At 67.4% G+C, this 16,315-nt stretch carries 19 protein-coding genes; 8 read left to right on the forward strand and 11 right to left on the reverse strand.

The annotated features are described in order from the left end of the window. Positions 1–24 precede the first annotated feature (24 nt). The gene (gene aat, locus EV649_RS28145) at positions 25–690 is read left to right on the forward strand and encodes a leucyl/phenylalanyl-tRNA--protein transferase (protein WP_130386619.1); all 666 of its coding nucleotides are present in this window, start codon (positions 25–27) and stop codon (positions 688–690) included. On the opposite strand, the gene EV649_RS28150 is transcribed toward aat, so the two are convergent. After that, positions 683–1,369, reverse strand: a complete 687-nt coding sequence (locus tag EV649_RS28150) for a TetR/AcrR family transcriptional regulator (RefSeq protein ID WP_130386620.1) — start codon at positions 1,367–1,369, stop codon at positions 683–685. The two genes, aat and EV649_RS28150, sit on opposite strands and share 8 nt — an antisense overlap. A 111-nt stretch (positions 1,370–1,480) precedes the next feature. On the opposite strand from EV649_RS28150, the gene EV649_RS28155 reads away from it, so the two are divergent. After that, a complete protein-coding gene (locus tag EV649_RS28155; RefSeq protein WP_241998755.1) occupies positions 1,481–1,948 on the forward strand; it encodes a nitroreductase family deazaflavin-dependent oxidoreductase in 468 nt (155 codons plus the stop codon). Here EV649_RS28155 and EV649_RS28160 read toward each other — a convergent pair. After that, positions 1,945–3,732: an ABC transporter ATP-binding protein gene (locus tag EV649_RS28160; RefSeq protein ID WP_130386621.1), complete on the reverse strand. Its 1,788-nt coding sequence runs from the start codon at positions 3,730–3,732 to the stop codon at positions 1,945–1,947. The genes EV649_RS28155 and EV649_RS28160 overlap by 4 nt on opposite strands. Continuing rightward, entirely contained in the window at positions 3,719–5,515 is a 1,797-nt protein-coding gene (locus tag EV649_RS28165) for an ABC transporter ATP-binding protein (RefSeq protein ID WP_130386622.1), read from the reverse strand. Before EV649_RS28165 ends, EV649_RS28160 begins: the two co-directional genes overlap by 14 nt. 148 nt (positions 5,516–5,663) lie before the next feature. Between EV649_RS28165 and EV649_RS28170 the strand changes: the two genes are divergently transcribed. Beyond that, positions 5,664–6,728, forward strand: coding sequence for an adenosine deaminase (locus tag EV649_RS28170; RefSeq protein ID WP_130386623.1), 1,065 nt, complete (start codon positions 5,664–5,666; stop codon positions 6,726–6,728). Here the strand turns inward: EV649_RS28170 and EV649_RS28175 are convergent. The 6 genes from EV649_RS28175 to EV649_RS28200 all read right to left on the reverse strand — a co-directional run bounded on the left by EV649_RS28175 (position 6,720) and on the right by EV649_RS28200 (position 11,902). Next, complete coding sequence (locus EV649_RS28175) at positions 6,720–7,487, reverse strand: ABC transporter permease (RefSeq protein ID WP_241998757.1); 768 nt, start codon at positions 7,485–7,487, stop codon at positions 6,720–6,722. The genes EV649_RS28170 and EV649_RS28175 overlap by 9 nt on opposite strands. Continuing rightward, positions 7,484–8,464, reverse strand: a complete 981-nt coding sequence (locus EV649_RS28180; RefSeq protein WP_130386624.1) for an ATP-binding cassette domain-containing protein — start codon at positions 8,462–8,464, stop codon at positions 7,484–7,486. Before EV649_RS28180 ends, EV649_RS28175 begins: the two co-directional genes overlap by 4 nt. A 143-nt stretch (positions 8,465–8,607) precedes the next feature. Next, complete coding sequence (locus tag EV649_RS28185; protein WP_130386625.1) at positions 8,608–9,303, reverse strand: PadR family transcriptional regulator; 696 nt, start codon at positions 9,301–9,303, stop codon at positions 8,608–8,610. Positions 9,304–9,360: 57 nt separating this feature from the next. Beyond that, a complete protein-coding gene (locus EV649_RS28190; RefSeq protein WP_157996332.1) occupies positions 9,361–10,377 on the reverse strand; it encodes an acyltransferase in 1,017 nt (338 codons plus the stop codon). Positions 10,378–10,532: 155 nt separating this feature from the next. Then, the gene (locus EV649_RS28195; protein ID WP_130386627.1) at positions 10,533–10,949 is read right to left on the reverse strand and encodes a GNAT family N-acetyltransferase; all 417 of its coding nucleotides are present in this window, start codon (positions 10,947–10,949) and stop codon (positions 10,533–10,535) included. Next, positions 10,949–11,902, reverse strand: coding sequence for a helix-turn-helix domain-containing protein (locus tag EV649_RS28200; RefSeq protein WP_130386628.1), 954 nt, complete (start codon positions 11,900–11,902; stop codon positions 10,949–10,951). The genes EV649_RS28195 and EV649_RS28200 overlap by 1 nt, the downstream gene beginning before the upstream one ends. An 82-nt stretch (positions 11,903–11,984) precedes the next feature. Between EV649_RS28200 and EV649_RS28205 the strand changes: the two genes are divergently transcribed. After that, positions 11,985–12,248 (forward strand): hypothetical protein, encoded by a 264-nt coding sequence (locus tag EV649_RS28205; RefSeq protein WP_130386629.1) that lies wholly within the window; start codon positions 11,985–11,987, stop codon positions 12,246–12,248. On the opposite strand, the gene EV649_RS28210 is transcribed toward EV649_RS28205, so the two are convergent. Further along, positions 12,166–13,404: a DUF418 domain-containing protein gene (locus EV649_RS28210; RefSeq protein ID WP_130386630.1), complete on the reverse strand. Its 1,239-nt coding sequence runs from the start codon at positions 13,402–13,404 to the stop codon at positions 12,166–12,168. The two genes, EV649_RS28205 and EV649_RS28210, sit on opposite strands and share 83 nt — an antisense overlap. Positions 13,405–13,488: 84 nt before the next feature. Between EV649_RS28210 and EV649_RS28215 the strand changes: the two genes are divergently transcribed. Next, positions 13,489–14,310 (forward strand): class I SAM-dependent methyltransferase, encoded by an 822-nt coding sequence (locus EV649_RS28215; protein ID WP_130386631.1) that lies wholly within the window; start codon positions 13,489–13,491, stop codon positions 14,308–14,310. Here EV649_RS28215 and EV649_RS41255 read toward each other — a convergent pair. Beyond that, positions 14,304–14,444, reverse strand: a complete 141-nt coding sequence (locus EV649_RS41255; RefSeq protein ID WP_165546414.1) for a hypothetical protein — start codon at positions 14,442–14,444, stop codon at positions 14,304–14,306. The genes EV649_RS28215 and EV649_RS41255 overlap by 7 nt on opposite strands. A 102-nt stretch (positions 14,445–14,546) precedes the next feature. Here EV649_RS41255 and EV649_RS28220 point away from each other — a divergent pair, with 102 nt between their 5' ends. The 3 genes from EV649_RS28220 (at position 14,547) to EV649_RS28230 (ending at position 16,253) form a co-directional block, all read left to right on the forward strand. Further along, the gene (locus EV649_RS28220; RefSeq protein WP_130386632.1) at positions 14,547–15,404 is read left to right on the forward strand and encodes a DNA-formamidopyrimidine glycosylase family protein; all 858 of its coding nucleotides are present in this window, start codon (positions 14,547–14,549) and stop codon (positions 15,402–15,404) included. A gap of 11 nt (positions 15,405–15,415) precedes the next feature. Next, positions 15,416–15,847, forward strand: a complete 432-nt coding sequence (locus EV649_RS28225) for a DUF2871 domain-containing protein (RefSeq protein ID WP_130386633.1) — start codon at positions 15,416–15,418, stop codon at positions 15,845–15,847. A gap of 82 nt (positions 15,848–15,929) precedes the next feature. Further along, positions 15,930–16,253 (forward strand): rhodanese-like domain-containing protein, encoded by a 324-nt coding sequence (locus tag EV649_RS28230; RefSeq protein ID WP_130386634.1) that lies wholly within the window; start codon positions 15,930–15,932, stop codon positions 16,251–16,253. Positions 16,254–16,315: the final 62 nt, after the last annotated feature.

Genomic DNA, 16,315 nt, shown 5'->3' on the forward strand with positions numbered 1-16,315 from the left:
TGTGCCCTGGTGCAGGATGGTGTCGTGCCGATCGAACCTGCTCCGTCCCAGTGGGACTTCCCGCCGGTCGGCGTGGCCGGGGCGAGTGATGTGGTCGCGGGCGGCGCCGACCTGGCGCCGGGGACGATCCTGTCGGCGTACCGGCGGGGGCTGTTCCCGATGCCCGACCATCGCGGTTCGGTGCTGTGGTGGTCGCCGGTCGACCGCGGTGTGATCGAGGTCGCCGGGTACCGGCCGGCCCGGTCGCTGCGGCGGGCTCGCGGGAAGTTCGAGATCCGGGTCGACACCGCGTTCGACCAGGTCATCCGCGCGTGTGCGGACCCCCGCCGCCCGGGTTCGTGGATCGACTCCGAGATCATCGCGTCGTACACCGAGCTGCACCGGCTCGGCTGGGTGCACTCGGTCGAGGCGTGGGACGGCGACGAGCTGGCCGGCGGGCTGTACGGCGTCGCGATCGGCGGACTGTTCGCGGGCGAGTCGATGTTCCACCACAAGACCGACGGCTCGAAGGCGGCCGTCGCCGGCGCGATCGAGCTGCTGAACGACGAGTACGCCGCCGACCGGGTCTTCGACATCCAGTGGGTCACCGATCATCTGGCCACGCTCGGCGCGGTCTCGATCCCGCGGGAGACCTATGTACGCCGCGTCTCGAAGGCGCTCGAGATCCCGCTGCCGAAGGCGTTCAGCTGAGCCCTACGAACGCCGCCATCTGCCGCGAGGCGGACGCGAAGAACTCGTCCGCCGGGTCCATCGACCCGACCAGCTGACCGAACAGTTCGAAGCTGAGCATCCCGAACAACTGCGTCCACACGATCACGGTCCGCACCAGCACCGCCGGCGGCACGTCAGGCGCCAACGCGACCAGCACCTCCGTCTGCTGAGCCAGCGCTCCGGACGGCGAAGGTGCGTCCGGCGGCGTCACCAGTCGCCCGGACGCCTGGGCGCGCTGCAACAACCCCAGCAACAGCAACGGCACCCGGGATGCTGGCTGCACCGTGGTCTGCGGCGCCTGGTAACCGCTGATCGGGGAGCCGTAGATCAACGCGTACTCCTGCGGATTGGCCCGCGCCCAATCGCGTACGGCGGCATAAACCGCGATCCAGTCGTCCACCGGATCGCCACCCGACGGCGCCGCCTCGGCCGCCGCGCCCAGAGCGTCGTACGCGTCGATGATGAGCGCGGTCAGCAGCTCGTCCCGGCTCGCGAAGTACCGGTACAGCGCCGACGACACCATCCCGAGCTCGCGGGAGATCGCCCGCAGCGACAGCGCCTCGGCGCCGACGGTGGCCAGCTGCTGCCGGGCAGCGGTCTTGATCTCCTCGGTCAGCTCGGCCCGGGCTCGTTCACGGGCGGTACGTCCGGCGTTCATGGAGCCAGTGTGCCACAGAAACGAGAGCAGTGCTCTTGACAGTGAGCGGCGATCTACTGTTCACTGATCACAACAGAGAGCACCGCTCTCGAAGAACAGTGAGGAACCACCGTGACCGAGTACAAGCAGACCTACGACAGCAAGCGCGTGATCACCGCCAACGAGGGCAGCATGCGGGTCTTCAACAAGATCGTCGCGCGGCTGACGAAGCTCGGTCTCAGCCTGATGGGCAGCCGGGTGCTCTCGGTCCAGGGGCGCAAGTCCGGCGAATGGCGCAGTACGCCGGTCAACCTGCTGGTGATCGACGGCCAGCGCTATCTGGTCGCGCCGCGCGGCCACACCCAGTGGGTGAAGAACCTCCGCGCCAGCGGCGAGGGCAGGCTGCAGCTCGGTGGCAAGGTCGAGACGTTCCGGGCCGAGGAGCTCGCCGACGCCGACAAGATCCCGGCGCTCCGGCTGTACCTGAAGAAGTGGGCCTGGGAGGTCGGCGCGTTCTTCGGCGGCGATGTCTCGAAGAACTCCCCCGACGAGGTCCTCCACCACATCGCCCCCGGCGTCCCGGTTTTCAAGATCAGTTAGTGATACGCGGCCGCCTGGATCCGGTACAGGTCCGCGTAGTGACCGTCGAGCGCCATCAGTTCCTCGTGCGTCCCGGTCTCGACGACGTGAGCACCGTCCAGTACGACGATCAAGTCGGCCATCCGCACCGTCGAGAACCGATGTGAGACGAGGATCGTGATCCGTCCGTCAGAACTGTCCTTCGCCGCCGCTGCGTACCGCTCGAAGAGTGCGTGCTCGGTCTCGGCGTCCAAGGCGGCGGTCGGCTCGTCGAGCACCAGCAGCAGCGGCCGGTCCCGCATGAACCCGCGGGCCAGCGCGAGCTTCTGCCACTGCCCGAAGCTGATCTCCGCACCGTCCGGCCAGGTCGAACCGAGCTGGGTGTCCAACCCCGACTCGAGCCGCTCCAGTACATCCTCCGCACCGGCCCGCCCGACAGCAGTGGTGACAGCCGGTACGTCGTCCAGTCGCGGCAGGTCGCCGAGTCCGACGCTATGCGCCGCGCGGAACTCGAACCGGAAGAAGTCCTGGAACGCACCCGCGATCTTCGAGCGCCACGCCTCCGCGGGGATGCGGTCCAACGGCTGATCGTCCAGCAACACCCGCCCACTACTCGGCTCGTACAGCTTGCAGATCAGTTTGACCAACGTGGACTTGCCCGCGCCGTTCTCACCGACGACCGCGATCACCCTGCCCGCCGGCAGCCAGAGGTCGACGTCCTCCAGAGCGGGACGCGAAGCTCCGGCGTACGAGAACGACACGTGCTCCAGGCGGATGCCGTCGACGAGCCGTTCGGGTGCAGGCTGATCCGCTGTGCTGTCGAACGAGGCCGCGTAGTTCTCCAGCCAGACCAGCCGCCGCGAGCCATCCAGCCAGATCCCGCGCAGGAACCCGATCTCGCCGACCGTCGCTCCGATGTACGCCGACAGCCGCGCGCCGGCCGCCAGGATGAGCAGCACTTCACCGACCGAACCCTGCAGTCCCGACGCGACGAACAGCACCGCGCCGACGTACGCCGCGCCGAACATCGCCCACGCGATCCCGTGCCACACCGCACTGGTCCAGCGGGCGGCGGCGATCGGTCCGTACCACTGCTCCCACTCGCGGCGACGTCCCGCGACGAGGTCGGGCCCGATGCCGATGACTCGGACCTCCTTGCCGGGCGCAGGTGTGGTCGCGGTCTTGAAGAGGTGATCGGCCAGCCGGCTGTGCGGTGCCATCTGCTCCTCCACCTCGCGCTCGACGCCCGGTCGCCAACTGGAGCTGACGACCGTTGGCAGTGCGAAGAGCAGTAGCAGCGCGAGAGCCGGATGGATGGACATGAGCAGGGCGACCGTCACGCCGAGCCGCAGGATCCAGCCGCAGGTGGAGAACAACGACATGTACATGTGGTCGAGCACGAAGACCTGTTTGCGCAGTACGGACAGCCGATCGAGGTAGTCACGGCGTTCGTGGTGCTCGATCGTGGCGACCGACGCCTGTAGCCGGGCGACGTGCGCCTCCAGCATGATCGTCACGCGGTCCCGGAACCGTCGTGAGATCCGTGTCGACAACGTCCGCAGGAGCCAGGTCGCCGTCACTGACAACGCCAAACCGCCTGCCGCCAGCAGTGCGGCCCGCCGATCGCCGTCCAGTACGCCGTCGGCGAGGATCTTGAGCCACAGCGCGAGCAACGCGTCCGGCACCGCGGCCAGCAGCGTCATCAGGAACGCGGCAACGAGCAGCCAGGGCTCGTGTTGGTACCCGAGCTTGCACAGGCGCCACATCGCCGGCAGTGCGCGCGGCAGGTCGTCAGAGCGTGTCATAGCTGAGCCCTTCCTCGTCGACCTCGGCCGTGAAGCGCTGCGCCTGAAGGTCGAACATCGTCCGGTATCGCCCTCCCAGCGCCATCAGTTCGTCGTGGCTTCCGAGTTCGACGACGTGGCCCTGCTCCAGGACGCAGATCCGGTCGGCGTGCCGGACTGTGGAGAACCGGTGCGAGATGAGGATCGTGGTGACGTCGCGGGTCGCGGTCAGGATCCGGTCGAAGATCGCCGCCTCACCGCGAACATCCAGCTGGGCGGTCGGTTCGTCGAGCAGTACGAGACCCGCACCCTGCCGTACAGCGCACAGTGCCCGCGCCAGCGCGACGCGTTGCCACTGCCCACCCGAGAGATCGGTTCCATCGCCGTACCCCGTAGCCAACCGGGTGTCGAGATCGGCCAGGTTGTCGGCACCCGCGTCTGCCAGTGCGGCGCGGATGTCGGCCTCGGGCGCACCGGCTGGTGCGACGTTGTCCCGCAACGGCAGCTCGAGCTTGAGGAAGTCCTGGAAGACGGCGGCGACGCGCGTACGCCAGGCGTCGACGTCGAGCTCCCGCAGGTCGTTGCCGTCGACCCGGATCGTTCCGGAATCGGGGTCGTACAGCCGGCAGAGCAGCTTGGCCAGCGTGGTCTTACCCGCACCGTTCTGACCGACGACCGCGAGCGACGAGCCGGCCGGGATCGTCAGGTCCAGCCCGTCGAAGACCTGACGATCGGCCTGTGGATAACTGAATCTCAGCCCTCGGAGCTCGATCTCGACCGGACCCCGGCCGGCCGAACCGTGCCCGATGCTCAACGCGCCGGCCGGCGCCATCGCGGGCTCCAGACGCTGTACGGCGGCGACCGGGGCGGCTGCTCCGTCCAACGCCCAGTTCAGCCCGCCGAAGGCGATCATGCCGACCCCGATCGCGACCTGGGCGAACACCACCAGCCGGTCGAGCGGAAGCCGCCCGTCGATCGCTGCCGTCCCGAGCGCCCAGAACACGAGACCGTTGGCCACCACCACGATCAGCAGACTCCAGATCATCGGGCGTTCACGCAGGCGCGTGGCGGCGTACTGCAGTTCGAACAGGCGTCGGCGGCGCTCGGTAAAGCGCCGTACGGTCCAGTCGGCGAGGCCGAACAGGCGCAGCTCCTTCGCCGCGTCCGGCTCAACGGCCAACTCGTACGCGTAGTTCGCATGCCGCTGCGCCGACCGGACCTCGGCCGTGTTCCGGTCCTTCCAGACGCCGCTCTCGCGGAGCAGCCAATGCGTCGCGGCCCAGGCGGCGACGAGCACCAGCGGCGCCCACCAGGTGAATCCGAACAGCACCACCGCGGACGCGATCCCGCCGACCAGCTCGACCAGACTCCCCGCGACGAAGTCGACGTTCAGGTACATCGGCGGCCCGGTCTGGCCGCGGTCGAACTCCCGCGCCACCGTCAGATCCTCACTCAGCTCCGGATCCTCGAGATGCCCGATCCCCGGCGGCCCGACACAAGCCTTCGCCAGCGCATCGTTCAGGTACGCCGACACGCGACTCCCCAGGTTGGCGCTGACGGCCTGATGCACCGGCGTCAGCACCTGCAGCAGAACAAACGTCGTACCCATCAAACCCAACGGCGCGGCCAACGACTCCCCATGCTGCACCGCGCCCACCAGCCACCCCATCGCAACCGCAAACACCGCCGGCAACACGCCCCGCGCCACCAACAGCACCCACCAGGCGGTCGCCAGCCCCCGATCCGCCCGCGGCAACACCCCAAAGAACCGCCACTCGGCCCGCTCCCGCAGTCGCCTCACCATCCCCTCACGATGACACCCCCACCGCCCCAAGTCTTGAACGTTTGCCGGGTACTGGAGATAGCCGCTGGGGTCTGGGAACACGCAATTGCCTGTTCCCAGTCCCCACCGAGGGTGCGCAGTTCGGCGAGACGGCTGCGAAGATGGCTGGATGATCAGTCCCGAGCAGCTCAACGCGGCGCCCAAGGTTCTTTTGCATGATCATCTGGATGGTGGGTTGCGGCCGGGGACTGTGGTTGAGCTGGCGGGGGAGATTGGGCATGCGTTGCCGCGGACTGATGCGGCGGAGCTTGGGGCCTGGTTTGTGGAGTCGGCGGACTCGGGGTCGTTGGAGCGGTATCTGGAGACGTTCGATCACACGGTTGCGGTGATGCAGACCGCTGAGGCGATCAAGCGGGTGGCCAGTGAGTGCGTGCAGGATCTTGCGGCGGATGGCGTGGTGTACGCCGAGGTTCGCTACGCACCGGAGCAGCACCTGACCAAAGGGCTCACGCTCGAGCAGGTCGTGGATGCGGTTCGGGAAGGGTTCGAGCACGGGATGGCGGTTGCCGAGCGGCCGATCGTGGCGCGGCAGTTGCTGACCGCGATGCGGCACAAGGCGCGTTCGATGGAGATCGCCGAGTTGGCGGTCTCGTACCGCGACGCGGGTGTGGTCGGGTTCGACATCGCCGGTGCCGAGGCGGGCTACCCACCCACCCGGCACCTCGACGCGTTCGAGTACCTGCAGCGCGAGAACGCGCACTTCACCATTCATGCCGGCGAGGCGTTCGGGCTGCCGTCGATCTGGCAGGCGATCCAGTGGTGCGGCGCTGACCGGCTCGGTCACGGCGTACGGATCATCGACGACATCACGTACGACGATGCAGGTGAGAAGGCGGAGCTCGGGCGGCTCGCGGCGTACGTGCGGGACCGGCGGATCCCGCTGGAGATGTGCCCGAGCTCCAACCTGCAGACCGGCGCGGCCGACTCGATCGCGAACCACCCGATCGGCCTGCTTGCCAAGCTGCGCTTCCGGGTGACCGTGAACACCGACAACCGGTTGATGAGCGGTACGTCGATGAGCCGCGAGCTCGCCCTGCTCTCGGAAGCGTTCGGCTACGGCCTCCCCGACCTGCGCTGGTTCGCGATCAACGCGATGAAGTCAGCCTTCATCCCCTTCGACGAACGCCTCGCGATTATCGACAACGTGATCAAGCCCTGGTATGCGTCAAACTGACCGTTGGTACGTACGGAAGGCTCGGGTGGAGAGCCAGCCGACTATCAGGGTGAAGGCCAGTAGATAGAGGCAGTGGCGGGACACCGAGGACCAGTCTGGGGCGGCGGCCAGGGACTGGCGGGCGGCGATGGTGGCCCAGTCGACCGGGTTGAAGCGGGCCGCGACGTTCACCCAGTGCGGTGCGACCGTCGGGTCGATCATGATCGACGACATGAACGTCAGCGGCAGCGACACGAACTGCGAGATCCCGATCAGGGCCTCCTGCTGACGCGTGAGCAGCGCGACCGCGTTCGAGAGCGACCCGAACGCCGTACCGACGAGCATCGACGCGACGATCGTGACCAGATACCCGAAGATCCCGCCGTCGTACCGCGCGCCCGCGGCGATCCCGATCGCGAACACCAGGATCGTCTGGATCAACGTGGTCGTCGCGTTGCTGAGCAACTGCCCCGCCATCAGCCCGCCGCGGCTGACCGGTGACGCGAGCATCCGGTCCATCACACCGCGCTCCATGTCCTGCACGAACGACGTACCGCTCCAGCCGCTCGTCATCAACGCCGTCATCATCACGATCCCGGGCGTCAGGAACGCGATGTACGACGAGTCGCCGAACCCCGGGAGCCGTACGACGCCCTGGAACAGCTGCCCGAACAACAGCAGCCAGATGGCCGGCTGCACCAACGTGAATGCGATCAACGCCGGCTGCCGGTACGACGCCCGCATCCACCGCCCGAAGACGAGGCCCGTGTGCGCAATCACGCCGCCTCCTCCGCCACGCGGAACGAGCGACCGGTGTGCTGAAGATACACGTCGTCCAGCGAAGGCCGCGACACCGTCACCGCGACAACCGGAATCGCCTTGTCCTCAAGGGCTCCGAGCACAGCCGGTACGGCGGTTGCGCCGCGATCGACCCGTGCGCGCAAAGTGTTGCCTTCAACAACGATCTCGCCGATGCCGGGCAACTGCCCGAGCAACGCCCGGACCGTACCGTCGGTGTCCGGATCGACCAGCTCGACATGTACGGAGTCGCCACGCAACGAGGCCTTAAGAGCCTCAGGTGTGCCTTCAGCAACGATCCGGCCGTGGTCGACGATCGCAAGCTGCCCCGCCAGCCGATCGGCCTCTTCCAGGTAATGCGTGGTCAGCAGCACGGTCAGGCCTTCCTGGCCGGACAGCCGAACTACTTCGTTCCACAGGTCGGCCCGGGCCTCGGGATCGAGTCCGGTGGTGGGCTCGTCGAGGAACAGCACCTTCGGCCGATGGACCAGGCCGAGTGCGACATCCAGCTTGCGCTGCATGCCGCCGGAGTACGTCTTCACCGGACGGTCGCCGTGCTCGGTGAGGCCGAAACGATCCAGCAGCTCACGAGCACGCTGCAACGACTCCTGGCGGGACAGCCCGAAGATGCGCCCGCTCAGCACCAGGTTCTCGAGACCGGTCGCCATCGGGTCCGAGCTGGACTTCTGCGGTACATAGCCGATCGAGCGCCGTACCCGGTCCGGCGAACGATTCACGTCGTACCCGGCGACCAGGGCGCTGCCGGAGTCGGCCCGGGACAGCGTGGTGAGGATCTTGACGGTGGTGGACTTGCCCGCGCCGTTCGGTCCGAGCAGGCCGAGTACGACGCCTTCTCCGACGCTGACGGTCAGGCCGTCGAGCGCGCGGAGCGGTGGGTTCTTGCGGCCGGCCGGGTACGTCTTGACCAGATCGACCGCTTCGACGGCATACGTAGCCATCACATGACTCCCTAAGGGATTGGGAGCCGGGCCGAGCTGGCTATCCTGATGGTTGTGCCCTTGGGTGCCAGGTTTTCGGACCGACTCGAGGACTGCGGCCCTTGACCCTGGTGTTGCCGCACCGTGGGTCGAGGGCCGTCTCTCTACTGAGCTTCCGGCGGTATCGCCTGCATCCAGGCGAACTCCTGCCCGAAGTACTTGACGGGGTCCTTCAGTTGCTCGGCCGGACTGATGCCCTCCTCCAGGTAGAGCTTCCAGGCCTGACGCCAGAACCCGGAGCCACTGAGCGTGTCCGTGCGAATCTCCTCCACGAGCTGGTGCACGTACGCCGACTCCGCCTGCAGCAGAGCCAGCCGGAACTCCGACTCGACCCAGAAGATCCGCGGGAACTCCAACGAGGCCATGTGGTCGTGAGCCGCTGTGACCTCCGAGATCTCCGTGTCGACCGCTTTGAGCCGCTGCTCGAGCAACTCGACAGCGCGGTCCGGCTGCAGACCGGGGAGGTACGCGAGACCGGCCTCCAGCGGGTGGAACTCGCGCGCCGGCGTACCGACGAGCTCCGCCAGCCAGTCGCCGAACTCGGCAGAGCCGGCCTCGGTGATCTGGTAGACGGTCCGCTCCGGCCGGTTGCCTTCCCGGACAGTCTCCAGCGCTTCGACGAAGCCGTGCTTCTCCAGCGCCGCGACGACCGAGTAGAGCGAGCCGTAGTTCACCTTGATGCTCTGGTCCTTGCCGCGGGCCCGGAGCATCGTCGAGATCTCGTACGGGTGCATCGGCCGCTCGCTCAGACTCCCGAGCACCGCGAACGCCAGCGGGTTCGCCACCTTGCGCCGCGCCATGCGCCCTCCTCGATCTCGATTACTCGAAATCGAGTATTAGTTCGTGAGTATCCGATGTCAAGTAGTCAGCCAGGCGAACGCCCGCGCCCCGAGGCCGCGGACGCGGAGGCTGGCGAGTGCGCGGTACGTCGGCTCCTCGACGTACTTCGTCAGCAGCCAGGCGAGCCCGATCACACCGATCACCGCGCCCGCGATCTGAGTGAGCCGGCCCGCGCCGAGCTCCATCAGGCGGTACGCGATCAGGTAGCCGACCACCTGGTTGAGCAGGTACAGCCCGAACGAGATCCGCGCCAGGAACTGGATCGGCCGCCGGAACCTGGAGAGCACTGTCCAGTCCGGGCCGCGCGCGGCCAGCGCGACGATCACCAGCAACACCCCGATGCCCAGCGACGACGGCAGGTCCGCGGTGTGCGCGTGCTGCGCGAAGACGGTCGCCGCGAGCAGGGCGGCGAGATGCACCACACCGATGCGTCGCTGCGCCCAGAGCCAGATCGCGATGCCGATCGCGAACAGTTGCAGGCGATGCAGTCCGAGACCGTTCCACGCCTGCTGCACCCAGAACGGGCTGTGGCCGATGCGGTCGTTCCACTGCAGCACGACCGGCGCGATGATCATGATCCAGAGCAGCGTGGTGATCCGCTGCCCGAGGCCGCGCGGCCAGAGCAGTGCCGCGGCGCCGAACGCCATCAGCTGGAGCGGCAGCGTCCAGTACGAGCCGTCGATCAGCTGGACGCCCGGGTCGAACGAGGCGGCCAGCGTCAGGTTGCTCCACAGGTCGCGCTGCGTCGGCAGGATCCAGTTGCTGGGCGCGAGCAGCACCACGACCAAGTAGGTGAACAGCACAGCGATCAGGTACGGCGGGAGCACGCGACACACCCGCCGCCACAGCCAGCGGTACGTCGAGCCCTTCCGGACCGTCACGCAGACGAAGTACGCGCTGATCACCAGCAGGATGCTGGCGCCGACCTGGAACGGGTACGGACCGAGCGGTGCGCCGAGCTCAGGGTGCAGGAACGGACCCATGTACGTCGTGTGCGTGAAAATCACTGCCAGTACCGCCAGGACACGCACCACGTCCCAACTCAATCGGCGTGCGGTCCTGCCCGGGGGGCGGTCCGGCGTCGTCACAACCACTCCATCTACATCGCTGTTACCCCCCTGTGACCTTAGGCAGAGCGTGGGGTGGCGATGCAAATCCGCACGGTGATGGATACCTCACATCGGGCGGCTCAGAGCGGTTTGACCCACCGCGACCACTCGGGCTGCGGCGCGTAGCCGGCGGTGGACCAGACGCGGTGCGCGGGCGCGTTGTCGTCGAGCACCATCGCGTCGGCGCGGGTACCGCCGTACGTCAGGAAGCGGGCCTCGGCGCGGGTGACGAGTTCGCGGCCGATGCCCTGGCGGCGATGGGTCGGCGCGACGGCCAGGCGGTACAGGTGGCAGCGCCAGCCGTCCCAGCCAACGATGATCGAGCCGACGACCGCGTCACCGTCGACGGCAAGGATCAGTGCCTCCGGATCGCGCTCGATCAGCCGTCGGACGGCGTCGGCCGAGTCCGGCGGGCGGTGCGAGTCCTCGGCGGCGGTCGCCCAGAACCTCAGTACTGCGTCGATGTCGGTCGCGGAAGCGTTGCGGTAGGCAACCATCAGCCGGTGGTCTGGAAGGTGCGGCGGTAATCCTGTGGTGGCACGCCCACCACCCTACGGAAGTGGTGCCGCAGCAGTGCGGCCGTCCCGAATCCTGACTCGGCGGCGATCTGCTCGATGCCCATCCGGGTCTGCTCGAGCAGCGTGCGGGCGCGCAGGACACGCTGGGTGGTCACCCACTTGAGTGGCGTCGTACCGGTCTCGGCGACGAAGCGGCGGGCGAAGGTGCGCTCCGACATCTGTGCGCGCCGGGCCAGTGCGGGCACGGTGTGGTCGACGGTCAGGTTGTCGACCATCCAGTCGAGGACGGGCTGCAGGCTCTCCCCGGACGACTCCGGCACCGGTACGTCGACGTACTGCCGCTGGCCGCCGTCGCGCTGTGGCGGGACCACCATCCGGCGGGCGATCCGGGTTGCGACGGCGCTGCCGAGCTCGCGGCGTACCAGGTGCAGGGCGGCGTCGATCCCGGCCGCGGTGCCGGCGCTGGTGATGATGTTGCCGTCGTCGACGAACAGCACGTCCGGGTCGAGCTTCGCGGCCGGGAACTGGTCGTGGAACTTGTCGATGTAGCGCCAGTGCGTCGTGCAGGCCCTGCCCTCGAGCAGACCGGCGGCCCCGAGGACGAACGCGCCCGAGCAGACCGTCAGCAGGATCGCGCCGCGCGCCTCGGCCCGCCGGAGCGCGTCCAGGATCCGCTCGTCGTACGCGTGCCGCCAGGTCGTGGCCGGGATGCCGATCAGGTCGGCGTCCTCGAGCTCTTCCAGCCCGTACGGCGCGACCACCTGGGAGTGGGAGCTCGTCTCCATCGGCACGCCCGGCGTGGTCGAGCACACCTTGAAGTCGAACGGCGGCACACCGTCGTCGGTGCGGTCGATTCCGAAGACCTCGGCCAGGACTCCGAACTCGAACAGGGCGACGTCCTCCATCAGGACGACGGCGATCTTCTGCAGCATCTCGCCAGTATGGCAGTAATTTGTCGGACTATGTCAATAGTGCCACTAGTGGCAGGATCTGATAGATGGAAGCATTACTGCCATGACCGGATACATCGTTCTCGTAGTCATCGTGCTGGCCGTGATCGCGGCTCTGGAGATCAGCAACAGGCGCAACTCGACCGGCCCGGCGGCCGGACCGCGGGGCGCCTGGATCGCCGACGATCGTGACGTGGCCCGGACCAAGCTGGACCTGCTCGCCCTCGGCGCAGCGGCCAAGCCCTTCAACCACAAGCCTGCTTCCACCACCGGGACCGTGCACACCATCCGCACGACCCGCTTGCACCACGGCCGTCACGCGGCCTGAAGCCGCCAGCTGGGGGTGGTCGCGTTGGTGACCGCCCGCAGCACCCCTTCGACCGGCCGTAGCGGAAGCTGCTGAGCCAGACATGGCTCAGCAGCACCTGCAGGACGAAGATGCCGACCGCGAGGCCCACCGTCTCCAATGGAGACACCTGACCCGCCAGTCCGAAGCCGACACCGGTGAAGATCACCATGGTCGCCACTGACTGCCCCAGGTAGTTCGACAAGGCCATCTGGCCGGCCGGCGCGAGTAGTTGGCGGATGTCCTGCCCGAGGTCCGAGTGCATGATCCGCAGCAGTGAAGCGACGTACGCCGCAGTCAGGAACGGTGCTGTCATCACACTCATCAGCACTGCCCTGGTATCGCCGTTACCGCCCGACGCGTAGACGAGCCCGCCGGTGATACCGATCGCGAAGCCGACCAGCTGGATGAGCCGCAGCAGCGCATCGGCCCCGTGCGTGTTCTGCAGCAGTCGCCGTCGACCGGACACCATGCCGATCAGGAACGCTGCCAGCGTGGTCGGGCCTTGCACTGTCAGCAGCGAGAGGCCGTACGTCGGGAGCGCGCGGACGTGCTCGCCGATGACATCGCTGAACGACCCCGCCAGGTTCGCAGTCGTCTCCTGTGCGGCTGCTACTGCCGTGGTGGGGTCCATGAACTGCGTGCTGTCGACGAAAAGCGCAGCGACAGCCAGGGTGATGAAGAGGTACACGTAGATGACTCCTGCGACCAGGAGCGCCGTACGGTCCTTCACTCGGCGCATGGCGAGCAGGACCAGGCCGATGATCGCGTAGACGCTCAGGATGTCGCCGGTGATCAGGAAGACACCGTGCAGTGCACCGAGCACGAACAGGCCGCCGAGCCGCCGCAGCATGCGCGGTCTGAACGCTGCACCCGCCCGCTGCGCCGCCTCCATCTGCAACTGGAAGCTGTATCCGAACAGGAACGAGAACAGCAGGTAGAACTTCATGTCCACGAACGCCGAGGACAGCCAGTGGACGGCGTGGTCGAGCCAGGAGTCGTACGCCGGATTCTGCGCCAGGTGGATCGGGAACCCGGAGGCGGCGAAGGTGATGTTCACGATCAAGATGCCCAGGAGGGCGAAACCACGCAGCGCGTCGATGTCCTGAATCCGCGTTCGATCGAGTACCTGGCTCATGCACTCCAGCACATCAGGGCAACCCTGAGTGCACAGTCGCGCTGAATCCTCCTCGAAGGTAGAGCTACCTCTACCCTCAAACGTGTGAGTGACTATCGCGAGGTCAACCGGGCGAACTGGGACGAGCGGGTGCCGGCGCACGTGGCGTCGCCCAGCTACCACGTGGACGACTTCCTCGCCGACCCGTCGTACCTCAGCGAAGTGGTCCGGTTCGACCGGCCGCGGCTCGGTGACGTCAGTGGGCTGCGCGGCGTACACCTTCAGTGCCACATCGGCACTGACACCGTGTCACTCGCGCGGCTCGGGGCGCGGATGAGTGCGTTGGACTTCTCAGAGCCGGCCGTCGAGCACGGTCGGTCGTTGGCCGCACGGCTCGGGTTGTCGGTCGACTTCCACGTGGCTGATGCGTACGACGCGGTGCGGGTGCTGGGCGCGTCGGCGTACGACTTCGTGTACACCGGGATCGGGGCGCTGTGCTGGCTGCCGGACATTGGCAGATGGGCGCAGGTCGTCGCCGGGTTACTGAAGCCGGGCGGGCGGCTGTTCGTCCGTGAGGGCCATCCGATGCTGGGCACCCTGGAGCCGGGTGAGCGGTACGCCGACGTGCGGTACCCGTATTTCGAGACCGCGGACCCGAGCGTGGTCGACGAAGGTGGGACCTACGTCGAGACCGACGCCGAGTTCAACAGCACCATGACGCACGAGTGGAACCACGGCCTCGGCGAGACCATCACCGCCGTCCAGACGGCCGGTCTGGTGTTCGACTCACTCACCGAGCACGACAGCGCACCGTGGAATGCCCTGCCCGGCCTGATGACCGAGGACGCCGAAGGTGAGTGGCGCCTGACGGAGAACCCGCACCGCCTGGCCGCCACCTACACCTTGCAGGCCCACAAGCCTCAGTGAGCCCTGCGCTGCTGCACCTTCTGAACCGCCTGCTTGATCTTCTGCTGGTTCTCCGGCTTGCTCAGTTCGCGCTGCGCGACCTGAACCAACTTGGCCACGACAGCTCCCTTGAGCATCGTCTTCACAAACCCCATCAGGGCCTCCCTACTCTGTTGCCCCCGAAACTACCGCCCGGCACAACCATCCTCCATGGGTGATCCACCGGAACTGTCCCTGGCGTCAGGCACACTAGGAGGGTGCCTGAGTTGCCGGAGGTTGAGTCGCTGGCCGTGTTTCTGCGGGAGCGGGCGGTTGGGCATGCCTTTGTGCGGGCCGACATCACGGCGATCAGTGCGCTGAAAACCTACGACCCGCCGATCTCGGCGATGGTCGGGTTGCTGATCGACGACGTGCAGCGGCACGGGAAGTTCCTGGACATCTCCGCGCAGGGCGTGCATCTGGTGATCCACCTGGCCCGGGCGGGCTGGCTGCGGTGGAAGGACGAGCAGTCGACCGGCCTGGTGCGCCCGGGCAAGGGGCCGATCGCGCTCCGGACGGTCCTCGACGACGGCTCCGGGTTCGACCTGACCGAGGCCGGGACCCAGAAGAAACTCGCGGTGTACGTCGTGCGCGACGTCGCCGAGGTGCCTGGGATTGCCCGTCTCGGACCGGACCCGTTCACGCTGTCGCTCGAGGACTTCGGCGAGATCCTGAAACGCCAGGGCCGGGTCCAGCTCAAGGGCGTCCTGCGGAGCCAGTCCGTGATCGCCGGCATCGGCAACGCATACTCGGACGAGATCCTGCACGTCGCGAAGATGAGCCCCTTCAAACCGGCGTCGAACCTGTCCGACGACGAGCTCCAGACCCTGTACGACGCGATGCGCGAAACCCTCAAGGACGCGGTCGACCGCTCCGCCGGCCTCGCCGTCCAGGACCTGAAGTCGGAGAAGAAGTCCGGTCTGCGCGTGCACGGCCGCAAGGGCCAGAAGTGCCCGATCTGCGGCGACATCGTCCGCGAGGTGAGCTTCGCCGACTCCTCCCTGCAGTACTGCGCGACCTGCCAGACCGGCGGCAAACCGCTGGCCGACCGGAGGTTGTCGAAGCTGCTCAAGTAGGTTCCCTCCTCATGCGGAAGATCTACGTGGCAGCAGACATCTACATGATTCTCGGCTTGCTCAGCGGGCTGTACTACCGCGAGTTCACCAAGCTGAACGACTTCACCGGCGACACGCAACTCAGCGTCGTCCACACCCACATCCTGGCGTTGGGCATGCTGTTCTTCCTGGTCGTGCTCGCGCTCGAGAAGGTCTTCACCCTGACCGCGGGCAAGCTGTTCACCGCGTTCTTCTGGGTCTACAACGCGGGCCTCGCGCTCACCGTCGGGCTGATGATCGTCCGCGGGTCCATGACCGTGCTCGGCCACGAGCCCGGCGCCGCCCTCGACGGCATCTCCGGCCTGGGCCACATCACCATCACCCTCGGCCTGATCTTCTTCTTCGTGAACCTCGGCAAGTGCCTCCACGCCCAGGAGAAGACCGAGAAGGTCGAAGCCGCCTGAGTCAGGAATCCGCCGTCCGCTGTCAACGTGTAATCCGGACTCCGGGCAGCCGCCTGCCCCCGGGTCTGACATGCTTGGGGGCATGTTCCGGAACCAGGAGATTCCTTCGGTCGTGGTGGCTGAGCTCGACGACGACCTGTTGACGAAGGCCTTCGTGCTCGACGTGCGGGAGCCGGACGAGTGGGACCGTGGGCACATCGAGGGCGCCACGCACATCCCGCTCGGCGAGCTGCAGGAGCGGGTCGGCGAGGTGCCGCTGGACCAGAAGGTGCTCTGCGTATGCGCGGTCGGCGGCCGTTCCGGCATGGCCACCCAGTTCCTGAACCAGCTCGGCCGCGAGGCGATCAACCTCGACGGCGGCATGCACGCCTGGCAGACCTCCGGGCGCCCCGTCGCCACGAACTGAGAAGAAAACCTTCCACACGGTGACCGCAGGGGTTACTTTGTCACCGGTCGGTTGATCGGCGT

Source organism: Kribbella sp. VKM Ac-2569 (assembly GCF_004216905.1).
In the GTDB taxonomy this organism is placed as follows: domain Bacteria; phylum Actinomycetota; class Actinomycetes; order Propionibacteriales; family Kribbellaceae; genus Kribbella.